Raw genomic sequence first — 24163 nt, 5'->3', positions numbered from 1 at the left:
GCGTTTTACGTTAAAATGAGGAACAACAATACTTACTGTGAGGGTGGATACTGGTACGATGAAACCGATAAAGTCGAAAGCTCAAATTGATTATATGAAAGCTAGAACGAAGTTCGAGGAACGTTCTAAAGTGTTGGAAGCGCGCGTAGCCGAAGAACAGAAGAATCAAGAAGTTGAACAGGAGCTAATGGAGCAGTTAGTTGTTGAAACCGGCTTCCATGAAGCATTCAACGAGTTAGCCGAAGCCGAAAACGAACTGATCTCCTGGTCGCACGTAACGATCAAGCATGACAAGACGTATAAGGATAATAAGAAGCCGATCGACGAGATGTATGAGAAGCTCGACTCCGATCCGCAGATGCGAGCACGTATTATTCAACTGGCGCTTCGTATTCGTTAAATAGCTTCTATCTACCTGATAGACAATTCGCAAAAAAAGCGTCGGCTTCCGGCGCTTTTTGCGTTTATAGAGGGAAAAGACGGTTTAAGTAAATGATTGGGTATAGTTGTAAGCCCTGTATTCCCAAGCCTCAAAAGACGCTGCGAAAAAAAACAAAAAAACTTTTTTAAAAACTCGCAACTTTTTTGTAACCTCTTGCGTCTAAGTTATTGAGTGTCAAAACAAGCCGCCAGCAAGAGCCGTTTTCCCAAAGATTGGTCTCAAATCCGTGAAGTTGTCTATACTTGTGCGAAATTGGACTTTACGAGTGTTAGCGACCAATGTATAATACGGAAAGCGGGATTGGGCATCCTCTGTTTTGTGCTTACTTATTCATCATGGTTTTTAAGTTTCTGTGATACCCGTCACAGACCTGATTTATACTTACCTGCTCAACTCTGGAAAGGGGGTGCAATCAGCTTAATGAGGAACATGAGCGAATGCGAACCAACTACAGACAAAAAAAACACAGTAACACTCCAAGGAGGAGAACAAAAAGGTATGAAGAAAATTGTATCCCTGGCCCTTTCGACGGCTATGGCTCTCTCGATGTTTGCTTCGGTAACTTCCGGTGCAACTCTGACTACGCAAGAAAAGTACAACCAGCTGGTGACTCAAGGTCTGTTCGAAGGTTACCCTAACGGTGAAGCTTACCTTGACAAAGATCTGACTCGTGCAGAGTTCGCTAAAATCGTAGCTCTCATGACTGGTCTGGACACTTCCGCTACAAACACAATTTCTTACCAAGATCCAAACTACTCCGCTGCGAACAACTGGTACAGACCTTATGTAGAAGCTGTAACTAAAGCTGGCTACATGCAAGGTACATCCACTGGCGCTAAAAAACTGTTCAGCCCACAAGGCAAAGTAACAGTTCAAGAAATTGCCGCTACACTGGTACGCGCTGGTCAACTGGAAGTTCCAACTACGGGCATTAACAACGATGCATCCGCTTGGGCTAAAGGCGAAGTACAAGCAGCAATCAACGCTGGTCTGGTAAGCAGCAACGCTAACTTCAAAGCAGCAGCAACTCGCGGCCTGCTCGTTGACGTAGCTTACGCTTATCAAACAGCAGTGGTTAAACCAGCTGTCACTTCTTACGAAGTAACAGACAATGGTGCAACTGTAGTCTTCACACTGGCTAACGGCGAGAAAGTAACAGTTAAGCCTGCGACTGCTCTGCAGCCGAACGTTGCTACAACTGTAGCATTCACTTACGACGGTAAAGAGTACAGCGAAAGCGTAACTTGGACTGTAACAAATGCAACTGCAGCTACTGCAGCCGCAGCTACTAACCTCAAAGAAATCGACGTTACTTTTAATGGTACGCTTTCCAGCGCTACTGCAGCTGATCCTGATAACTACAGCACAACTGCTGGAGAAATCAAGTCCGCAACACTACTGCCAAGCGGCAACGTAGTACGTCTGGTGCTGGCTGACAACGTTACAATGACTAACCAAAACGCTTACACAGTAACGGTTAGAAACGTAGCGTCCGGAACTGCAACAATCAATTCCGGCGAGCTGTCGTTCCGTCCTCTCGACAACGTTCTCCCTACTGTGACTTCGGTTACTGGACTGGGTACAAAAGCGGTTAAGGTAACGTTCTCCGAGCCAATCGCGACAGTAAACTCGAATAACTTCCAAATCAACGGTACTGCTTATGTTGGTGCGGTAACGAAGACTGGTAACGATCGCGAAGTAATCCTGCGTCCTTACACAGCATTCCCAGTTGGTAACCACACGTTGACTTCCTCGCTGGTGACTGACTATGCTGGTCTGAAATCGCTGAGCGCTACTAACGACTTCACAGTAGCTACAGACACTACGGCTCCAACTGTAACTGAAATTCAAGCGACTCTCGAAAGAGCAGTTGTGACATTCAGTGAAGATGTAGACGCAGATACTGTAAGCAGAACTGACTTCTACTGGGTATCCGGTACGACTAACCACTACGCGGATAGCGTAGAGCAGCTGTCGAGCAACACATTTGCTGTAAACTTCGGCGGAACAAATAATGCGGACCGTCTGCCAGCTTACGCAACTAATCTGTTCGTATCTAGCGTCAGCGACTTCTCGGGCAACGTGAACACTGTTAAACAGTTCACAGTAAATGCTACAGTTGACCAAACTCGTCCAACCGTTACTGACGTTAAGTTCAACGCAAACGGAACGAACGACGATACACTGACTGTAGAATTCAGCAGAAACGTTAACGCTCAGAGATCGAACTTCGTAGTAACGAACGCAAGCGGCACAGTTCAGCCGATCCAAGCTGTACAAGTGGATGGCGACACTGTAACTGTTGACTTCGTAACAAACAATCTGTCCGCAGGAGCATACACGCTGAACATCACAGGTGTACAAGATAGAACCTTGCTGGGCAACACAATCGAGCCTTACACAACAACGTTCAATGTTGGCGACACGACTAGACCTACTGTAACAGGTGAAGTTTATGGCGTGAATCCAGCTAACAACGGAAACAGCACAATCACAATCGCATTCAGCGAAGCTATGGACCCTGCAACTCTGTCTGATGCTAACAATTACCTGATCACAGTTGATGGCGGACAAATCAGACTGCCAAGCACTTCCAACATCCGCATCGCTAACGATTACAGAGCAGTAGTTATCACGCTACCAGCAACAATCGCTAACGAAGATGTTGTTGTAGGCGCAGCACCAGCTACTCCAGCTGCTAACACAGCTTATGTGACGGCGATCAGCCTGATCGGTCTGGAAGACGCTGGCGACAACCTGATCCAAAACGCTGGTATTGCACTCCCAATCGTAGTAGGAGCAACTGCTGCTATCACGACTGCAGAGCTGACTGACGAAAATACGATCGAAGTAACATTTAACCAGCCGATCGAACGTGCAACGGCTAGCGACTTCACACTGAATGGTGCTCGCATCACTGGTGTAAACGTTAGCGGATCGACAGTTACACTGACTACTTCGAACATCGGTACGACAAGCAACGGTGTAAGCGTAGCGGTTGCTGCTGGCAACAACATTCAGACTGTATCGGGCGTGACAGCTCCAACTGCCGCAGCTGTAACAGTAATTGATGAAGTTGCTCCAGTCGTTAACACTGTAACTGATCTGGTGTACACTCAGAACGGCATTGTTCTTCCGTTCTCTGAGACTCTGTCTACTGCAAACGCTGGTCGTATTGCTGAAGACCTGATTGTAATCAACACTGTAACTGGCGATCGCGTAAGCCCAACAAGCTACACAACTACTGTTAACGGTAGCAACGTAGTCATCGCTCTGGGCGCTGGCGTATCGGGAACTCAGTTCTCCGTAGCGGTTCGTGCAAATGCTGTTTACCTGCAAGATGTAGCTGGTAACGTTGCAAAAGCTCAAGGACCGTTCGTAACTGCAGCTTACAGAACAGTTCAATAAGCTTAATTCTTAAAGAAAAAGACCCCGGGACGCCGGGGTCTTTTTCTATTTCATTTGACACCCTTCTCTAAATCAATTACCATTACTATCGAGGATGGAATGATTAACCTTTTCCTATGGGAAAGGTTCGTTTTTTGTATACGGGAAATTTTATAGTGGAACTCAAGGAGGTACGCGCTTATGTCTCTTCAAGGACGGCGTTTGTTTACATCCGAGTCCGTTACGGAAGGTCATCCAGATAAAATCTGTGACCAGATATCCGACGCGGTATTGGATGCATTTCTCGCGAATGACCCGAATGCACGGGTAGCTTGCGAAGTCTCTGTAGCTACGGGCTTGGTGCTCGTTATCGGAGAAATCAGCACATCATCGGAATATGTGGATATTCCGGCGATCGTCCGTCAGACGGTCAAAGATATCGGTTATACTCGCGCCAAATACGGATTCGATTACAATACATGTGCGGTGCTGACATCGCTTAACGAGCAGTCGGCCGATATTGCGCAGGGAGTTAACTCGGCTCTGGAGACTCGCGATCCGGATCAGATGAGATTGGAAACGGAAAATATCGGTGCCGGCGACCAGGGACTCATGTTCGGCTTTGCATCGAACGAGACGCCAGAACTGATGCCGCTGCCGATCGCCCTGTCGCACCGCATTGCCCGCCGCCTGGCAGAAGTGCGCAAAGACGGTACGCTGGACTACCTGCGTCCGGACGGTAAAACGCAGGTAACGATCGAATACGACGGCGATACGCCGGTTCGTGTCGATACGATTGTCGTATCCACGCAGCATGCTGAAGAAATTACGTTGGAACAGATCCAGCGCGATATCAAAGAGCATGTTATTCTTCCGGTCGTGCCGGAAGCACTGCTGGATGACGAAACCAAGTACTTCATCAACCCAACAGGTCGCTTCGTCATTGGCGGACCACAGGGCGATGCAGGTCTTACCGGCCGCAAGATTATCGTGGATACGTATGGCGGTTATGCCCGTCACGGCGGGGGGGCTTTCTCCGGCAAAGATCCGACGAAAGTCGACCGTTCGGCAGCTTATGCAGCACGCTATGTAGCCAAGAACCTGGTAGCCGCAGGCTTAGCCGATAAGTGCGAGATTCAGCTTGCCTATGCAATCGGTGTAGCTAATCCGGTATCGATCAGTATCGATACGTACGGAACAGGCAAAGTCAGCGAAGAAACGCTGGTCAATCTCGTTCGCGAGAATTTCGACCTGCGTCCAACAGGCATTATCCGCATGCTGGATCTTCGTCGTCCAATTTACAAGCAGACAGCGGCTTATGGTCATTTTGGCCGTACGGATCTGGATCTGCCTTGGGAACGTACAGACAAGGCTGATGATCTGAAAGCTCAGGCAGCGATTTAATATAGCTTTTTCAATCGATCTTGCCTTATACAATGAACAAAGCTTTAAAAGGGTCTCCTCTGGAGGCCCTTTTTTTTATGAAATACGAAAGAACACCCGTGACTTCAGTCGTGGGTGTTCTTTTCGCAGGCTTGAAGAAGAAAAATTCGCAAATTTGAAAAAGAGAATGACGTGTAACGAATGTATTTTTATCTTTCTCACTCCCACTCTAACTTTCTATCTCTCTAACTCTAATTTTAATTCTAATTTTAATTCTCTCTCCCTCTCTCTCTCTCTCATCTAACTATTACTTCCAGTGTTCGACTAATCATTTAGTTACTCTCTTCCGATATAAAAAAAGACTGGATTTTTTAGGGAATCGGGAAGGAGCGGTATATAATGAAGAAAAAAATCGCATTGGGGCTTGCTGGCCTGATGTTTATGAATCTGTCGGCTCCGGCAGTATGGGGTACGTTAAGCGGAGGGAAAGAAAGCTATGTTGCAGCTGCAGCCGCAGTGGAAGTATATGCTTCGGTAAGCAGCTATTCGCCGGCCAGCAAAGCATTGAACGTTTCGCTGACGCCAGGCTTTTTATTGACCTTTGATCGGGCGGTACAGCTTGCAGAAGGCGCAGAGGACAAATCGTTTGTTCTGAAAAAGCAGAGCGATAATACAGTAGTCCGTACAATCAAAGGCAGAGATCTTCAACTTCAAGGAGACGGGACCCAAGTGCTGCTTCCTGTCGAACAGCTAAAATTGGATGCCAACACCGGTTATTACATACTGGCTGATGCCGGAATACTTACCCCTGTACTGACAGAAACCGAAAAACAAGCCGGTGTAACGGTCAAGGCGTGGAGCGGCATTACCAGCGCAGCTGTCTGGACATTCAAGACAGGAGCGGAAGCCGATACAATCGATCCCGATCTGACCAGTACAACACCGGTACATGGAGCGATCGGCGTGAAGCCGGACAAGGGACTCGGATTGACGTTTACGGAATCGGTAGCAGCCGCTGAAGGCAGCATCATTATTTACGAAACGGATACAATGACAGTAGACAGTCCTGAAGCTATTAAAATTTCGGTGCTTTCGGAAGAGGTCACCGGTCTGGGGACGGCCAATGTCTCTATTGCTCCAACAGCAGAGCGTGCATTGAAAGCAGGAACCCGGTACAGCGTGCATATCGACACAAACGTATTTACGGATATGTCCGGACGTTTTTATCAAAAGGCTATCGATTGGACATTCCAAACAGAGTCTGCGAATAATGTGCCTCCGACCGTTCAGACGGTAAGTCCGCAAAAAGGAATGTCAGGCGCACCTACAGACGGAACGCTTTCTATTACTTTTAGCGAACCGGTTACGCCTAATGGAGGCACGGAAGCACAGCCGAACAAAGGCGGTGTATCGATTTATCGATTGAACGATGGCAAGCTCATTCAAACTTTGAAGTCGAGCGAATTTACAATGGACAGCGAAACGGGTATCAGAGCTTCCGCTGCCTATAAAGGTTTGGAGCGCGGAACCACTTACTATGTACTGGCCGATCAGGATAGCTTCCGCGACATGGACGGCACGCCGTTTGCCGGTATTTCTTCCTCTCGGGATTGGAACTTTACGACGACGGGAGACGCGCTTGCTCTATCTGCTCTGTCACCGGCTTCCGGTACAACAGGTGTGGCAGCCGGGCTGCCTCTGAAATTAACTTTCAGCCGAAACGTCTATCCGAACAGCGGATCGGGAGAAGTTCGGATTACCCGAAATGACGGGGCTGTAGATACGGTCGCTTTAGGTTCGGGGCAAATTACAGGCGGAGGCACCAAAACGCTGACGATTACGCCTCCAACGCCGCTGGCAGTAGGACATACGTATACCGTTGAAATCCCTGCCGGCTTGTTCGGAGACTCGGAAGGCAATGTATATCCGAAGGCCGGCCAACCACTTAACTGGACCTTTTCGACCATGCCAAATACGTCACTGCTTCAAGTCATGTCTTTGTATCCCTATGATCGCAGTATAGGTATTACGTCAGACGTTAAGCCGACGATCCGCTTCAACCGCAGTGTTGCGCTGAGTGGAACGGGAATCACGCTGTATCGCAGCGGCGGCTCCAAAGTCGAAGCCCAAATTGCCGTCAGTACTTCAAATACGGCAGAAGTGATCATTACGCCAAAAGAAAAGCTGGCGCCGGGAACTTCCTACTATGTGGATGTGGAAAGCGGCGCGGTCAAAGACAGCGTAAATACAGGGATATCTTTTGCAGGTTTGAAAGGCAGTACATCTTGGGGTTTCCAAACAGGAACTTTCGATACGACCCTACCAATCATTCAAAGCGCAAAAATGGATAGTCCGACTCTAATCCGTATGGCTTACAGCAAAACGCTGAACTCGGCGCAGACGCCATTGCTGTCCAGCTATACGGTATGGGTCAATGGAGAAAAACGGACACCAGGGAGTGTATATATTAGCGGAGACAGCGTCTATATCCGATTGAATACAGGTGTGGCAGTCGGTCAAGACGTTAAAGTGACTTACGATCCGGGTGTACGTCCGCTTATCGATTATACAAATAATCAAGCGGTATCGCTGTCTTCTTACACGGTAACTAACGGAATTGAGAGTGCCCTGCCGAAGCCAAAAGAAGGCAACGTATACGGCAGCATGGTGACTCTAATTTTCGAAAACGGTCTGAAGGCACCCGCCACGCAGGCTCACAATCAATTTACGGTCACAGCCGACGGTCGTGCCTATGAGGTGCGCTCGGTAAGCAGCAGTTCACAGGCGCTTCTCCTGTATTTGAATACGGCAGTGCCTGACGGTGCAGTCGTTAAAGTGGGCTATAGCCCTAGCGGATCTCCGCTGCAGGATTACTTGGGTCAAAAGATTTCGGCTTTTTCCGATTTCTATGTACGGAATCTAATGGATACCTATCCTCCAGAATTCGTTAACGCAGAACTTTCGGGTACGGAGCTTGTATTGAATTATAACGAAGCGCTGCATACGGATGCTCTGCCGACGAACAGCCAGTTCTCCATTTTGTCTGGCGGCACACCAGTATATGTAACAGGGGTCAAAATCGAGGGCAGCAAAGTTCGATTGTCTCTCGCTTCTTCGCTGATTGCAAACGGGAATATTACCGTATCATATGTGCCGGGTACATTGAAATTGGCCGATCTTAACGGCAATGCGGCCGGCTACTTGAACCTTCAACCGGTTGATGCGGCGGCTGGTACAAGCGGGATTCGAACAGCAATTGGAAACAAGGGACAGATTGCCGTGACTTTTACCGGTGCACTTTATGCAATTGATGAAGCGGCTTATCGACAATTTTCGGTTACGGCCGACAATAACACGATTGCAGTAGAGTCATCTTCTTTTTCAAACGGCACGCTAACGCTCAAACTGGGAACAGAGCTTCAAGCCGGGCAGACAGTAACGCTGTCGTATATGCCGGGCAGCCATCCGCTCAAAAACGTTTCGGGTACACCGGTCATCGGTTTTAATCGTATGAACGTGCAGAACTTGAGCGGTTCGACGGTGACAAGCGGTCAAGAATCAACAACGCCGACCAGTAACGCCGACGTGCTGCCTGCATCCGAATTCGGAAAAGAAATGCTGATTCTTACGCGTACATCGGCTGTTACTTCGGATGCTTCGTCTACCTTCAACACCAATACGCATCGTTATACAGTGAACGCAGCTGCCCTCAAGGAAGCGCTTGACTCCGCTTATTCACGCAGCGCCAAAAATGGAGCGGTCGTTTTTGAAGTTCCGACAGCGGAAAATTCGGGTCTGGTATCATTCCCTCTGCAGCCGCTCAAAGAAGCTTATGCTCAGCATAACGGAATGTCTATTGCGGTGCGCTATAAAGACACTGTTTATGAGCTTCCGCTATCTGCACTAAGTCAGGCTGGAGGCGGGGCGGTTTCCATGCTCAACGTGCAAATCGAAACACTGCCTGCCACATCAGTAAGCCGTATTATAGATATGTTGGCTGATTCGAATGCGCAGATGCTGAGTAATCCGGTCGATATTCGGGTTTCGCTCGGTACAACTTCAGGCAGTTCTTCCTCGGAAGAGGCGAATATTAAGGGAACGTACCACATGAAATTGAATGTCAATGCTCCTGCTTCACGAACAGCAGTTGTGTATTTTGACAATAACGCATCTGCTCCGGCGTTTGTTCCAAGTGCCGCAAAAGCGCAAACGGCAGGAATGCTGTTGACCGGTACATTTGCAGGAAGCCGTACGCTGATTCCGGCGAATTCAACACTTACGGTAGCCGGAGCAGCCGGACATTGGTCGCAGGATATCGTAAATGAGCTGGGGGCCAAATACGTGTTAAGCCCAGTACTAAGCAAAAATTTTGCGCCCAAAGCTAATATGACGCGTGGTGAATTTGCGGAGTTGATTGCCCGTGGGCTTGGACTCGGCAGTGATGCGGCGGCTGCCTCTTTCTTCAGTGATATCGGATACAGCAGAGTGCCGATTGGAGCGATTGGAGCGGCTGTCAAAGCAGGGATTATTACAGGCAATACCGATGGCACATTCCGTCCAAATGATTCGATTACGCGCGAACAGATGGCCATCATGATGGTTCGGGCATTGAATTACACAGGAACGGATGTCTCGTTGAAGAGCAGTGCTAATCAAGTGCTGGCCGCATTCAAAGACAAATCCAAAATCAGATATACGGATGAAGCAGCGAAAGCGGTACAAGCGGGAATTATTCAGGGAGCAAGCGGAGGGAAATTTAACCCGCAGGGCAATGCAACCAAAGCGGAGGCTGCGGTAATGCTTGCTCGTGTGTTGAAAAAAGCAGGTTATTTGAACTAAATGATAAGTGGGTCAAAAGACCTCATTAACTTGGTTATTTTTACACAGGATTTTGAATAAAAATAATGAAAAGGCGATCATTCCTGCAAATTCTTTGTAGAAATGATCGCTTTTTCTCTGTTCATTTTAAAGAAGTACGGTAGAATGGTTTATTGGAGTTTGTTTTTTTGCCGAATTTGCAGGAACTTTTGGGTGCCGTTACAGTCTATTAGAATAGTGGCGTATTTCTGCCTTATACAGGCATTCATACATACGCGAACGAATCTATATACAATAGGGAGCGAAACCGAACATCATGAATAAGCAGTGCGGCAAGACATTTAAAGTAGGCAAAAAGTGGATGATTGCAGTGCTGGCCGGTGCGCTGGTCGTGCAGCCTCTGGCTGTGCCAGGTTGGGGAGCACTGACGGGAACTTACACGGCGTCCGCAGCGGCCGCTGTATCGATCAACAAAACTGGGGAAAACATCGTCACCTCCGGCGCAAAGCTGCTGACCTATAAATACTCTGTTCCTCGGTCGGGCAAAACGGCGACCGGGCTTGCAAGCGTCATTCAGGTGGATCTGCAAAACCCTTATGTCAAATTGGATGTCATGACAGGACGCGGCGGCAAGTTTACCACGCTGCAGACGGTCAGCGGTATGGCGAAGGAAACCGGAGCAGTAGCCGGCGTCAATGGTGACTACTTCAATACGGCGGCGGAAGGGGCACCAATGGGCGCTCAAGTGTCAAATGGCGTTCTGATGTCGAGCCCTTCCGAGCTGAAAGGCATGTATGCCTTCGGCGTCACGAAAGACCGCAAGCCGGTGATCGATCAATATGATTTTGCAGGAACGGTAAATGCGGCTGACGGTTCAACGTTCGAACTGGCCGGTATCAACCAAGTCTCTTACTCGATCGAGGAGACCAAAGCGTACAGCCATATTGATGCGATGTACATCTATACGGAAGCATGGGGAAATGCCGAACGGCCGAAGAACAGCGCAACGACACCTTCGGAAGTATTAGTACAAAACGGTACCGTAACGAAGGTTTCGCTGGGCAAAGCGCTTGAGGGTACAGTACCGACAGGAGCTTACATTTTGCGGGCGCACGGAAAGGCAGCTGCCTACATGAAACAGCATTTGACGGTAGGCGCCAAAGTGCAGACCGACTACAGCCTTGTTTCCAAGACGACCGGTCAGAAGCTTGATCCTTCTTCGCTTGAAGTGATGATCGGCGGACATACCATTCTGGTCGATAACGGAAAAGCGACTTCGTTCTCCCGCAATGTCGATTCGATTGGAGGATACCGTGCACGGACGGCGGTCGGCTACTCGCAGGACAACCGGTATGCCTATATTGTGACGGTGCAGGATAACGATGGCAGCAGCGGGATGTCGCTGACGGAACTGCAGGGCCTGATGACGGGTCTAGGCATCTGGAAAGCGGTTAACCTCGACGGCGGCGGTTCGACAACGATGGTGACACGTCCGCTTGGCGAGGAAGAGGCGCAGCTGACGTTCACGACCGAATACGGCGGCCAAACGCAGCGAAGTGTAGTCAATGGGCTCGGCGTGTATACAACCGCACCTGCAAGCAAGCTCAAAGGATTCGCGATCAGTGGAAAAACACAGCTGTTGATCGGGGAAACGGCATCTTACAGTGTGAAAGGTTATGATACCTACTATAACCCTGTTGCCGCTTCGAACATCAATCCATCATGGAAGTCGAGCAGCTCGAACGTCGTGTGGAACGGAAGCTCCTTCACGGCGAAAAAAGCAGGTACTGCTACGCTGAGTGCAACGAGCGGCGGCGTCAGCACAACGCTGAAAGTCGAAGTGCTGGGTGCGGATTCGCTATCGGCGCTTAATCTTGGTGCAGCTTCCGCTCCGCTGAAAGCCGGCACAAGCATTCCGCTTCCGGCAACAGTGAAGTTGAAGTCCGGCAGTACTGTCAGTATCGATCCTTCGGCGCTGCAGTGGGAGTTTGTCGGTTTCAAAGGCAGCATCAAAGATGGGGCGCTGAACGTAACGTCCGTGAACAGCGGAACGAAGGTTGGTTATGCGATCGCCAGCTATGAAGGGTTTAAGACGATGCTGACACTGGCGGATGTACAAGAAACCGATTGGGAAAGTTTTGAAAACGTATCTTACGGCCTGACCTTCACCGGCAGTCCATCAGCTGTTACGGGCAGCGTGCAGATCAAGTCGGGTACGGGCACTCATGCGAACTCCAAAGTGCTGCGTCTCGATTACGATATGACAGCGGGAACCGGCAACAAATACGCTTATATTAATCTTAACGGTTCATCCGGCAAAACGCTGACATCGAATGCAAGCTCGCTCAGCCTTGATGTATGGGGTGATTCCAGCTACAACTGGCTTCGCGCAGAGGTTGTTGATGCCAATGGAAAAACCGTTTATGTCGATCTAGCCCGAAGCCTTAACTTTACAGGCTGGAAAACACTTAGCGTTAACCTGAATCAATATGGTACGATAGCTTATCCGGCCAAAGTTAAACGGATTTATGTAGTGAATCTGGCAGAAGGACAGGATGAGCGGTCGGCGATCGGGTCTGTGGAAATCGACAACATTAAGACAATTTCGCCAGCCGGTTCGGATTCGTTCGGCCTTCCTACAGGAGTAGCAGCGAAGATGAGTATCGGTTCCACCAAGCTCCAGGTCAACGGGAAATCTACTATCATGGATACGACTCCTGTTGTACGGGACGGAGTCACTTATCTGCCGGTCAAGTATATAACCGATACGTTTGGCGGAGTCTCCGGTTGGGATTCCAAAAATGCTGCAGTAACTGTACGTCGCGGTGATCAACTGCTTGTGTTAAACTTGAATAAAAAGGACTACATTTCAAACGGAAAAATCAAAACTTCCGAATCCGCGATCATCAATGTATCAAACAGGACTTTAGTCCCTGTGAGACTAGTTTCAGAGCAGCTTGGATTGTCTGTAAAATGGGAACAAAAAACGAAGACCGTGACTATCGAGTCATGATACGATAGGTTCTGAACGATCACCGCCTTTGCGCATTTCGAGCAACAGGTGAACGCCGGAGAGAATGGAGTCGATTTTGCCCGTGGATTTCCAAGCGGATGCTCTAGACCGAGTTATCAAAACTGCTATGCAGGTCGTCGAAGACAGCAAGTATCAAATTTTTGAGATATTGGATCAGTCCCGCGCTGAACTCAACTCGCTCACCGAAGAACTGCAGAGAGTGATCAAGGAAACTTCAGATACCGCCGACAAAGTCGACGATCTTGAAGGGAAATTCCGTCTTTCCCGTATCCGGCTTACAGAAGTAAGCCGAGATTTCGTCAAATATACGGAGAGTGATATTCGGCAGGCCTATGAGCGGGCAACGCAGTTCCAATTAGAGCTTTCGGTGTACAGGGAAAAAGAAGCTTATTTGCGTGCTCGGCGGGACGAGCTCCAGCTTCGCGTTCGCAATACGATGAACTCTGTTGAACGCGCGGAGACGCTGGGTTCGCAGATGAGCGTAGTCACCGAATACTTGTCCGGCGGAGAAGTTGGACAGGCGACCAAGATGTTGGAATCCGCCAAAACCCGCCAGATGGTCGGGCTGAAGATCATTCTGGCTCAGGAAGAAGAACGAAAACGCATTTCCAGAGAAATTCACGACGGGCCGGCGCAGCTGATGGCCAACATGGCGCTCCGGACCGAAATCGTCGAACGCATGCTGGTGAAGAAAGAATACGGCCGCGTTCAAGAAGAAGTGGCAGATCTCAAAAAACAGGTTCGTTTCAGCCTGGAAGAGATCCGCAAAGTCATTTTCAATCTCCGACCCATGGCGCTTGACGACCTCGGATTGATTCCGACGCTGCGCAAGTACACACGCGACTACGAGGACAAAAATCGAATTCGCACCGTATTTGAGACGAGAGGCAAAGAGTACCGGCTCTCCTCCGCAATGGAAGCTGCCGTCTTCCGCTTGATTCAGGAGGCGCTGACCAATGCGGCTAAGCACGGAGAGCCGACTCATGTCGTCGTCGAGATCGCCTACCAGACGCAGCTTGTCAAAATCTCGATTCGGGACAATGGACGCGGCTTTAACACGGATATCTTGGAACAAAAGGCGAACCAGCATACGCACTTCGGTTTGATTGGAATGCGGGAAAGAGTCGAGCTGCTTGAGGGAAGAATGGAGATCGAATCAGCCGAGAATAAAGGAACGAAAATCGTGATCCATATCCCGACGAATGTAGAAAATGGAAAGGGGTATGAAGATGGAGAGCATGAACTCGGAACAACTTAAAATTAAAGTGCTTTTGGCTGACGATCACCAGTTGTTCCGTGAGGGGTTAAAAAGGATTTTGAACATGGAGGACGATATTGAGGTTATAGGGGAGTGCAGCGACGGCATTCAAGTGCTGGAATTCTGCAACGCCTATAAACCTGATGTCATCCTGATGGACATCAACATGCCCAATGAGAACGGTGTAGAAGCGACAGCCAAACTCCGCGAGATTTTCCCGGAGATTAAAGTCATTATGCTGTCGATTCACGATGATGAAAGCTATGTCTTCGAGACGCTTCGCAAGGGAGCAAGCGGTTATCTCTTGAAAGACATGGAAGCGGAATCGCTGATCAATGCGATCCGCAGCGTAGCGGCTGGTCATGCTTATATCCATCCCAAAGTAACGGGTAAACTAATTCAACAGCTTCAGCGTATGACGTTCGTCAATGAGCGCGGCGCCATGTTTGAAGGTGTACAGGATGAGGAAGCGGGCGTTAAGTTTATCGGCGGGGAAGACAATCCGTTGACGCGTCGTGAAGCCGAAGTGCTTCGCTTAATGTCTGAAGGCAAGAGCAACAAAGCCATCGGCGAATTCTTGTTTATCAGTGAAAAAACGGTTAAGAACCATGTCAGCAGTATTCTGCAGAAGATGGAAGTTGAAGACCGTACGCAAGCTGTTATCAATGCCATCAAGATGGGATGGGTTACCCTGTAATCTTCATTTAATAAGTGGAGAACGATACAGTGAACGACCCGATATCTGGAAATCGATCGTTTCTGGTAGGTAACACTTGGAAATAGTTAGTAAGTGAAGGAAATAACGTGAATATGGAACAGTCGTTCAGGCTGTTCACCTTGGAATGAAGCACACTCCTTATACGCCTCACGGGCGAAAAGGGTGTGCTTTTTTTATTTTTTTCAAAAATGTCCAGGAGGGATCAAGATGAAAGTGTCTCTGTATGCGGCAGGAAGCATGAATGAAATGTGCTTATATCTTTCGTTGGATCAACGGGTAGACCGATTGTGGTGGGGAGGAGACACTCATTGGGAGAAACAAAGTGAGCGTTTCTCTGGAACAGATGGAGAACCGTATAGGGGAAAAACAAACGCTTCTCGGTATGCAGGAGTAAGAATGTTACCAATCTCCTCCGGTATGCCGCTTCAGTGGGTTTCCAAACTTGCGGGAATGAAGCTTAATGCTTGTGCTGCGGAATGGAGTAGGGTGGAATGGGAGCGAAGGGTTCGCGGCTGGCTTGGAGAACGATTGAGCTTGGAACATGCGGCTGACGTATCCTTTCTATTAGGCATTAGTGAAGCTGGCCGAGGAGACATGACGGGTGCCGAGGGGACGAACAGTAAAGTAACAGATAACAGCGTGACGGATGACAAAATGACAGATGACAAAATGACAGATGACAAAAAATCGGCGGCGAAGGTTTGGATGGACGATGTCGTCATTCGATCATGCGGAATAAGTGTGAGTGAACAGGCCTGGATGCAGAGTTTGGAGAAGAGGGCGGAGCGGATTGTTTGGCTCTTGAAAGGGCGATCACTGTTAAGCGGTGAGCTGGAATCGATGCTGCGCGAAATGGCTCCGGATCTGGAATCCGATTGGAGAGCAGCAGCTCAGTTGGCATATTTGCAGGGGCAGATTCATTTGCAAAGCGCAGTAGAAGCGGATGAGAATAGCCGAAAGAAGGTACGGCAGGAATCTTCACGGAAGGGAGGGAATTCTGGAAAAAGGAAGACACATCGCTGTGTACGCTGCGGCAGCGCAGCATTTGGCGGTCCCTGCGCGAGCTGTGGATCGTCGGACTGTGCGCGCTGTGAAGCTTGTCGCTCACTCGGACGCAGCCGCTCCTGTGAGCTGCTGCTGCAGGGCGGGCCTCGGCCTCAGGTACATGCTGTAGGTTCCAGCAGCTCTGCCCTCAATTTAGATATGAATGTAAGCATAGATGCAGGTATAAATGAAGATACAAGTGAGGGCATCCATAGAGGGTTAAGGAGTGCTTCCAGGCCACCTGATCTGCAGGCAAGACTGGCTCGGTGGAAGCTGAGCCCGGCGCAGACTGCTGCGGCAGACTTGGCAGTTCGATTTCTTGAAGGGAAGCGTCAGACGTTTCAGACCGGCACTGCAATCAAGGCTGGACGTAGTGCGGATGCTTCCGGTTATGCTGCGAACGATCCGAGCAGCCGCTTTCTGTTATGGGCGGTAACCGGTGCAGGTAAGACTGAAATGCTGTTTCCGCTGATTGAGAGTGTACGCAGCCGGGGCGGACAGGTGCTGGTTGCTACGCCCCGCCGCGATGTCGTACTGGAATTGGCGCCGCGTCTGCGCAAAGCTTTTCCGAACGAAACATGTGTCACTTTGTATGGAGGCAGTGAGGAACGCTGGAGACGCGGCGGGCTAACGTTGGCGACGACACATCAGCTGCTTCGATTTGCCCAGGCGTTCGATCTGGTTGTGATTGACGAGCTGGACGCTTTCCCGTTCCACGGTGATCCTATGCTCGCTTATGCAGCAGAAATTTGCCGTGCCCCTGAAGGAAAAACGGTCTATCTATCCGCTACTCCGCCCAAAGAGCTTCAGCGGCTTGTCCGAAGCGGGCGTCTAGCATGTGCCAAGGTACCGGTACGCTATCATCGGCATCCGCTGCCTGTTCCCGAACTGCTGCATATCCCTTCCTTGAACGAAGTGCTGCGCCGGAAAAAGCTGCCGGATTCGCTGCTGCGCAGATGGCGTACTTCACTGAATCGAGGCGCGCAGGTATTTATTTTTGTTCCCAAAATTGCGTTTGCCGAGCCGCTGGCTGCGCTTCTGCGCTCTGCCTTTGCCGGAGTGACGGTCGGTGCAACCTCCTCCAAAGACGAAGAGCGCGGACACAAAGTGCAGTCCTTCCGCGCCTCAGATGTGCGAATGCTCGTCACGACGACGATTCTGGAACGGGGAGTGACCGTGCCGCGGAGTGACGTGTATATTCTTGAGGCGGACAGCGGTCTGTTCGATGAAGCTTCGCTTGTTCAAATGGCGGGCCGGGCAGGAAGGTCGGCTGACGATCCTGCAGGCTGCGTCGTTTTTGCAAGCAGGCAAAAAACACGTGCCCAAGCCGGGGCTTGTCGACAGATCCGCCGGATGAATCGGTTGGCGAAACCTTTTCTACTGCCGCAGGCTGCAAACAAAGGATTGGGATTCCGGCGTCTATGGAGCAGAGGCTTATGAACGGAACCGGAAATAGGCATGGGAATGGAAATGGGAATGGCAGTAGAGTGCGAGAGCTATCCGTTCTTCGAAAGCTGCTGATCCCGGAGTTCAAATCTTGTCTTGTCTGCAGCAGGCCTGTTAAGTCGAAAGGTTCTCTTCCACTGCTCTGCGAACACTGTACAGACAATGTGCCGTGGATTGTACAGCCACGCTGTCCGGTCTGCGGCAGAGCGCAGGGCTGTCCCGACTGCCTGCGCCCGGAAGCCCGTTCCCGCGCTTTTATCATGAACCGCAGCGCCGTCCTGTACGATACCACCATGCGGGCATGGATTGCCGAGTATAAATATGGCGGACGGGAACAGTTTGTCGAACCATTCTCAATGATGCTGGAGCAGGCTTACCGACAGATGTGCCGAGAATTGGCGGGAGATCATGAAGCTCCGATTCGACATCTCTTCTCCTCCTTGACCCGTCTGATGTCTGGTCGCCCTCAATGGAATGTTGATCTGATTACGTGGGTGCCTGTTAGTCGGGAACGATTGGAGGAGCGCGGTTTTAACCAAGCGGAACTTCTAGCACGCAAATTGGCGAAAAGATTAAACATGCCGGCTTGCGAAATGCTCGTTCGAATGACACATACGGGCAAGCAAAGTTTCAAAAAGAGAGCCGAGCGCCTCCATAATCTGGACGGCGCATTTGGCTTACTTCCTAATTTAGACCCCCGGTTTTTTAAACAATGGGACTTTATAGGAAGTAGGGAGCATTCCGAAGGGTCTTTTCCTATTAAAATCCTACTTGTCGACGATATTTATACGACAGGTACGACTGCCGCTGTATGTTCGTCGGTATTAAAAAGGTTGGAAGCGGCAATTGGACGCTCCGTTTCAATCTACAGCCTGACGCTTGCCCGTTCGTAAGCCCCTTGTAATCAATGTTCTTTAAGATAAAATGATAGAAGCGGCAAAAATTTTAACGGAATTGAGAAAGAAATCCGATATATACTTAACGTCTCTTCAACATTGGGAACGAACGATAAGGAGGCACTTTACGATGAATTTGGCAAATTGTCCGCGCTGCGGCAAGGTTTTTGTAATGAATTATAAAGGGATTTGTGGAAATTGCGCGAAAGATATAGAGAGTGAATATGAAGCTTGCGTCAAATATTTGCGTGATAATAAAGGCGCTCACATGCAGGAATTGTCGGACGAGACAGGTGTAAGCGTACGGCAAATCACGACTTTTATCCGCGAAGGCCGCATTTCGATCGCCAATTCGCCTAATATGGGGTACGGCTGCGAAGTATGCGGAGGTCCGATTCGTGAAGGGCATATGTGCGAGCCCTGTCGTACAAAATTGACCGGAGATCTTCGGCAGGCTGCTCAAGAGCAGTATAGCGACCAGAAGAAAAATTCATCGGGAGCGTATAGAGCGGTCGATCGTTTTAGAAAAGACTAAAAAATCCGTGCCGGCTTACCCAGCAATAGGAACAATGAAACAAAAATAGCCCAAATTTACGCTTGACAATTTAAATTTTTTCTTCAAATAGCTATAAACAATGTTTGAACAGGCGCCGATAAACTTATTATAAGCTTATCGGTGCTTTTACTTAGATAGCTCACACCTAATTCATAACTGAACTCAAGCTTAAACTTAAATTTAAACTCAAACCTTTAGGAGGTTGACCATATTATGAAAATCAACGACACGTCAAGAATTTCGGCTCTTAACCCTTACCAACGTACGAATGAGACGCAGCGTCCCGAAGAAACAAAAAAGACGGCACGTAAAGATGAAGTGACGATTTCCACGGAGGCGATGGAAATGCTGCAAGCGGCAAACAAACCGGCTGACAGCGAACGCACTGCACGCATCCAAGAGCTCAAGCAGCAGGTATCTGCAGGCACGTATTCGGTAGACGCAAATAAAATTGCCGAAAAACTGTTACCTTTTCTTGCGGAATAACCGATAAAGGTTATAACGGAATGGGGGACTTTTTCAGAAGCCCGGTATATCCGGAGCTTTTGGGAAAGTCCTTTTTAAATATATCGACAACCTATTAAATTGGAAAGAAAGGTGAACGAAGTTGGCACTGAAGGCGTTGATCGAGCAGCTTGAGCAGCTGAACCGCTCTCATCTTGAAATGATTGAAATTGCGGAAGCGAAGAAGGAAGCCATTGTCAAAAATGAAATCGATGTGTTTATCGCCACAATGAACAAGGAATCCAAGCTTCTCAAGCGGATCTCGGCTGAAGACGAACAGCGCAGCGAGTTGGCTTATGCGTTCATGCAGCAGCGTGGTATCAAATCCCGTCTGAAGCTGACAATTGTGGAGATCTCCAGACTCGTCTTTGATCCTCATGAGAAAAAAGAGCTGTTAGAGGTGCAGGCCCGTTTATCGCAGACGCTCGCCCGCTTGAAGCAGATCAATGACTTTAACCGCGAGCTGATCGAACAGGCGCTCTCGTTCATCAATTTTTCGATGGAATTGTTGTCGTATCGCCCAGAGCAGGACACGACTTACCAACATCCATCTGTACAATCTTACGGTTACGGTCAAAGCCGTTTCAATACGTTTAACAGACGCGGTTAACGAGTAAAGGAGAGAACCTATGACATCGACATTTCACTCTTTGGAGACAGCAAAACGGAGTTTATATACACAAACGACTGCGCTGAGTACGGCCGGACATAATATTGCGAATGCCAATACGGCGGGTTATTCCAGACAGGTGGTCAATACCAAGGCGGCAGCTGCTTTTGAAACACCTGCGCTTAGAAACTGGCTGAACCCTGGACAGCTTGGCAGCGGGGTTGAAGTCACATCCATTACCCGCGTACGGGATTCGTATCTAGACGATCAGTTCCGCGGGGAGAACAGCGGAATGGGAGCCTGGACAGTTCGTCAAGAAACGCTGAGCAAGCTGGAAGCTATCGTTAACGAACCTTCCGAGACAGGACTTAGCGCAGTGTTGAACAACTTTTGGTCAGCCTGGTCCGATTTCAGTAAAGATCCGCAGGACATTACGAACCGGAAAATTATTAAAGAAACGACGCTTGCAATGACAGATTCCCTGAATCAGACATCGAAGCAGCTGGATGCTATGACAACGGACTTAACGGCCAATATCAACTTGAAAGCTACAGAAGTCAACTCGCTTCTGCAGGCAGTTGCCGATCTGAATGCTGGCATTAAAAAAGTGGAAAACTTGGGCAATAACGCGAACGACTTGAGCGACCAGCGTGACTATGCAGTCGATCAGCTGTCTAAAATCGCTAACGTAACAGTAACCAAGCTGGACACCGGTTATGAAGTGTCACTGGGCGGGAATATTGCAGTGAGCGGCACCACGGTTACGCCTGTCACCGAGGCTAGTCTTAAGGAAGCCTACGGCAGCGGAGCGCTCAACAAGGGCGAATTGTACGGTATGTTCGTATCCCGTGACGATTATGTGGTCGACTACAGAAGTCAGCTAGATACGCTGGCAAATACGCTTGCTAACGGTGAGTTTAAAACGACGCTGCCTGCGGGCAGTGTGCTTCCCGAAGGTACACAGCTGACGGTGATCAGCGCGGATGGTACGGAAACAGAAACGACGTTTTCAAATGCCAACAACAACCGGACATTAACTGACTCGATCAACGTCAAGGTTGCTGGCATTAACGGATTGATGAAAATCGGATACTCTATCGATGGGACGACACCTTCGGCAGGGATCGATCTTTTTAGCGGATCAGGTGGCACTATTACCGCCGGAAATATTACGCTAAATACTCTAATCCAGAACAATCCCAACCTGATCGCTTCTTCTTTCCGCGTAACGAACCCGGGGACAGCAAGCGAAACGGTTGTTGCGGGCAATGCGGGTTTGGCCCTGATTATGGCTGATATGAAGAGCACCAAGTTCGACTTTGGCAGTGCGGCATCTACTCCGGTTACGATCGATGACTATTTCGGTTCGATTACCGGTCAGCTAGGTGTCGAATCCCAAGAAGCCGCCCGTCAAGCACAAAACGCCACAAGTCTTGCTGACCAGGTCGAGACGCTGAGACAATCGGTCAGCGGCGTATCGATGGATGAAGAAATGACTAATCTGGTTAAATTCCAGCAGGCTTATAATGCAAGTGCACGGTTTATGACCACATTTGACGAAATGCTCGATAAGCTGATTAACGGCACTGGTGTAGTCGGCCGCTAAGTTTTAAGGGAGGAATAAAAGATGACGATCCGGATGACATCTAATATGATGAGTTCGACGCTGCTTGGCAGCTTGAACAAAAATTTGTACAACATGGACAAGTTAGAAGGTCAGATTTCTTCAGGCCGCAAAATTAACAAACCTTCGGACGATCCTGTCGGCGTAACCTACGCCTTGCGTTATCGTTCGCAGCTGGCAGGCAACGAACAATTCCAGAGAGCGACCGATTCGGCACAAAGCTGGCTGGACGAAACGGACAGCCAAATGGGCAGCGCAGGGAATGTGATGACGCGTCTGAAAGAGCTTATGGTTCAGGCTTCCACTGGAACGTATTCTGGCTCCGATATGCAGGCGGCTGCGCTTGAAGTCGAGCAGCTCAAGAAGCAGCTTGTTGATATCGGCAACAGCAAATTTGGTGGAAAATTTATTTTCAACGGTCAAAGTTATGAATCTATTCCTTATCCGGTTGAGGCCGGTACTGACTATTCCAAGGTTGAAACAGATAATACGGCGGTTAAGTATGTGATTGGCGAGAATATCCAGTTTCAGATCAATACGAGCGGCAACGAATTTTTCGGTGCAGCTACGGATAACGATAATGCGTTTGCTCTTATGGACCGATTGGTTACAGCGCTCGGTTCGGGAAAGCAGGATGACATTACCGCCGAAATGGGCAATATTGAATCCCGTACCAGCAAAATGCTCGCGGCTCGTTCTGAAGTAGGCGCACGTACTAACCGCGTCGAATTAGTTAACAGCCGACTGCAGGACCAAGAGATGAACACGACAACGCTGCTCTCGAAAACAGAAGATCTTGATATGGCGGAAGCGTTGATTAAGGCGACAAGTGCCCAAACGGTTTATGAAGCAGCACTCAAGTCATCGGCAAAAATTATGAGCACTTCACTTATCGACTTTATGCGTTAATCAGTTAGAATGTTGAAATTAGCTGGTCAAATCTATAATCTGAAGCTACGGACAGCGGTCCGTAGCTTCTTTTAAAATGTTGAGGAGGATCCATATGATACAAATTCAATCTGTTCAATTGGGTGAATTGACGGTAAGCGAGGAAGATCTGATTACTTTTCCAAAAGGAATTCCCGGTTTTGAAGAAGTTGCGGAGTATGTGCTGTGCAATGTGGACGAGACGTACAGTTATCTGCAGGCAGCCGATCAGCCGGAAGTAGCGTTCATTGTAACGGATCCTTTTTTACACTTTCAGGATTACGAATTCAAGTTATCCGATGAACTAGTCGAGGAACTGCAGCTGTCGGAGGAAAAAGGCTTGGCGGTCCGCTGCATCGTAACATGGAACAGCGATCCTGCGCGTGTAACGGCGAACTTGTTAGCCCCTTTGATTTTCAACGTAACAGATCGCATAGCCAAGCAGGTGGTGCTGGTGAATACAACCTATCAGACTAAACACCCTTTGAGCTCTTCATTATCCTCGGAAAGCGGTGAATCCTAATGTTGGTATTATCAAGAAAAAAAGGTGAGTCCATCATCATTGGCGAGGATATCGAGTTAATGATCATTTCGGTAGAAGGAGATACGGTCAGACTGGGGATTAATGCGCCCAAACATGTCGAAATCATGCGCAAAGAAATTTTGGTTTCGGTACAGGAAAATAACCAGACAGCGGCAATTAATGTAGAACAAATCACAGAGTTTATGAGTGAAAGGAAGAAAGAGAAATAAGGGGATGTCCGGTCAAGGCTGTTGAGCGAGTCTCACAGTCTTTTTTTATACAATTTTAAATTGAAAGCTATAAAAAAAAGAAATTTGAATCCGATATAAGAAGTAAGGTACACGGGTGGAGCGAAGATTCTGAACGAGCCATACGAGTAACCAACCACATGGATGTGGAAATCAACCAACTCAGGGAGGAAACAACACAATGATTATCAATCACAACTTGCAAGCCGTAAACACACACCGTAACATGGGACTGAACAACGCATCTGCCAGCAAAAACATGGAGAAACTCTCCTCGGGTCTGCGCATTAACCGTGCAGCCGACGACGCAGCGGGCCTGTCGATTTCCGAGAAAATGCGCGGTCAGATTCGCGGTCTGGAACAAGCACAGCGTAACGTACAAGACGGTGTCTCGTTCGCACAGACAGCTGAAGGCGCGATGAACGAAGTCAGCGCCATGCTGACTCGTATGAAAGAACTGAACGTTCAGAAATCAAACGGAACGTACAGTGCAAGCGACAAGTCGAACATCAACGCCGAGCTGAACGCTCTGGGTTCGCAGATCGATGCAATCATGACGAATACGAAGTTCAACGGCATCAGCATCAAGAGCAACGTGTCGGTACAAGCTGACGACCGTTCGTTCAAGATTCAAATTACTGGTGTAGCTACAACTGGATTCTCGGGTCTGTCTTCGGCAACGACTCTGACGAACGTGAGCACAGCGATTGAGAACGTAGCAAAACAGCGTTCGAACCTCGGTGCG

Annotated in this window: 17 protein-coding genes; all 17 read left to right on the top strand. The window is 49.0% G+C overall.

What is annotated here, in order from left to right; translation table 11 throughout:
* Positions 1 to 58 precede the first annotated feature (58 nt).
* Positions 59 to 400 (top strand): hypothetical protein, encoded by a 342-nt coding sequence (locus F456_RS0109415; RefSeq protein WP_018976771.1) that lies wholly within the window; start codon positions 59 to 61, stop codon positions 398 to 400.
* A gap of 462 nt (positions 401 to 862) precedes the next feature.
* Positions 863 to 3850, top strand: coding sequence for a beta strand repeat-containing protein (locus tag F456_RS22245; RefSeq protein ID WP_083923596.1), 2988 nt, complete (start codon positions 863 to 865; stop codon positions 3848 to 3850).
* 180 nt (positions 3851 to 4030) lie between these two features.
* Complete coding sequence (gene metK, locus F456_RS0109405) at positions 4031 to 5233, top strand: methionine adenosyltransferase (RefSeq protein WP_018976769.1); 1203 nt, start codon at positions 4031 to 4033, stop codon at positions 5231 to 5233.
* A 378-nt stretch (positions 5234 to 5611) separates the two neighbouring features.
* A complete protein-coding gene (locus F456_RS22240; RefSeq protein ID WP_018976768.1) occupies positions 5612 to 10051 on the top strand; it encodes an Ig-like domain-containing protein in 4440 nt (1479 codons plus the stop codon).
* Between the two features lie 295 nt (positions 10052 to 10346).
* A complete protein-coding gene (locus F456_RS0109395; RefSeq protein ID WP_018976767.1) occupies positions 10347 to 13043 on the top strand; it encodes a phosphodiester glycosidase family protein in 2697 nt (898 codons plus the stop codon).
* Positions 13044 to 13125: 82 nt separating this feature from the next.
* Positions 13126 to 14322 (top strand): sensor histidine kinase, encoded by a 1197-nt coding sequence (locus tag F456_RS0109390; RefSeq protein ID WP_026293768.1) that lies wholly within the window; start codon positions 13126 to 13128, stop codon positions 14320 to 14322.
* On the top strand, positions 14294 to 15019 hold the full coding sequence (locus F456_RS0109385; protein ID WP_018976765.1) for a response regulator: 726 nt from the start codon (positions 14294 to 14296) through the stop codon (positions 15017 to 15019). Before F456_RS0109390 ends, F456_RS0109385 begins: the two co-directional genes overlap by 29 nt.
* A gap of 615 nt (positions 15020 to 15634) precedes the next feature.
* The gene (locus F456_RS23575; protein ID WP_018976764.1) at positions 15635 to 17524 is read left to right on the top strand and encodes an ATP-dependent helicase ComFA; all 1890 of its coding nucleotides are present in this window, start codon (positions 15635 to 15637) and stop codon (positions 17522 to 17524) included.
* A complete protein-coding gene (locus F456_RS22230; RefSeq protein ID WP_018976763.1) occupies positions 17521 to 18423 on the top strand; it encodes a ComFC family protein in 903 nt (300 codons plus the stop codon). Before F456_RS23575 ends, F456_RS22230 begins: the two co-directional genes overlap by 4 nt.
* Positions 18424 to 18556: 133 nt before the next feature.
* A complete protein-coding gene (locus tag F456_RS0109370) occupies positions 18557 to 18961 on the top strand; it encodes a TIGR03826 family flagellar region protein (protein ID WP_018976762.1) in 405 nt (134 codons plus the stop codon).
* 234 nt (positions 18962 to 19195) lie between these two features.
* Positions 19196 to 19468, top strand: a complete 273-nt coding sequence (gene flgM / locus F456_RS0109365) for a flagellar biosynthesis anti-sigma factor FlgM (protein WP_018976761.1) — start codon at positions 19196 to 19198, stop codon at positions 19466 to 19468.
* Positions 19469 to 19589: 121 nt separating this feature from the next.
* Complete coding sequence (locus tag F456_RS0109360) at positions 19590 to 20096, top strand: flagellar protein FlgN (protein WP_018976760.1); 507 nt, start codon at positions 19590 to 19592, stop codon at positions 20094 to 20096.
* A 19-nt stretch (positions 20097 to 20115) separates the two neighbouring features.
* Complete coding sequence (gene flgK / locus F456_RS0109355; protein ID WP_018976759.1) at positions 20116 to 21702, top strand: flagellar hook-associated protein FlgK; 1587 nt, start codon at positions 20116 to 20118, stop codon at positions 21700 to 21702.
* A gap of 21 nt (positions 21703 to 21723) precedes the next feature.
* Positions 21724 to 22629: a flagellar hook-associated protein FlgL gene (flgL, locus tag F456_RS0109350; RefSeq protein ID WP_018976758.1), complete on the top strand. Its 906-nt coding sequence runs from the start codon at positions 21724 to 21726 to the stop codon at positions 22627 to 22629.
* Positions 22630 to 22723: 94 nt separating this feature from the next.
* On the top strand, positions 22724 to 23170 hold the full coding sequence (gene fliW / locus F456_RS0109345) for a flagellar assembly protein FliW (protein WP_018976757.1): 447 nt from the start codon (positions 22724 to 22726) through the stop codon (positions 23168 to 23170).
* Positions 23170 to 23400, top strand: a complete 231-nt coding sequence (gene csrA, locus F456_RS0109340) for a carbon storage regulator CsrA (protein WP_018976756.1) — start codon at positions 23170 to 23172, stop codon at positions 23398 to 23400. The genes fliW and csrA overlap by 1 nt, the downstream gene beginning before the upstream one ends.
* A 199-nt stretch (positions 23401 to 23599) precedes the next feature.
* Positions 23600 to 24163: flagellin (locus F456_RS0109335; protein WP_018976755.1), on the top strand; the 564-nt coding region annotated here is incomplete at its 3' end.

This window comes from Saccharibacillus kuerlensis DSM 22868 (assembly GCF_000378145.1).
GTDB classification, from domain to species: domain Bacteria; phylum Bacillota; class Bacilli; order Paenibacillales; family Paenibacillaceae; genus Saccharibacillus; species Saccharibacillus kuerlensis.
Note: the sequence above shows the minus strand (reverse complement) of the source record. Positions and strands in the feature narration are given on the sequence as shown.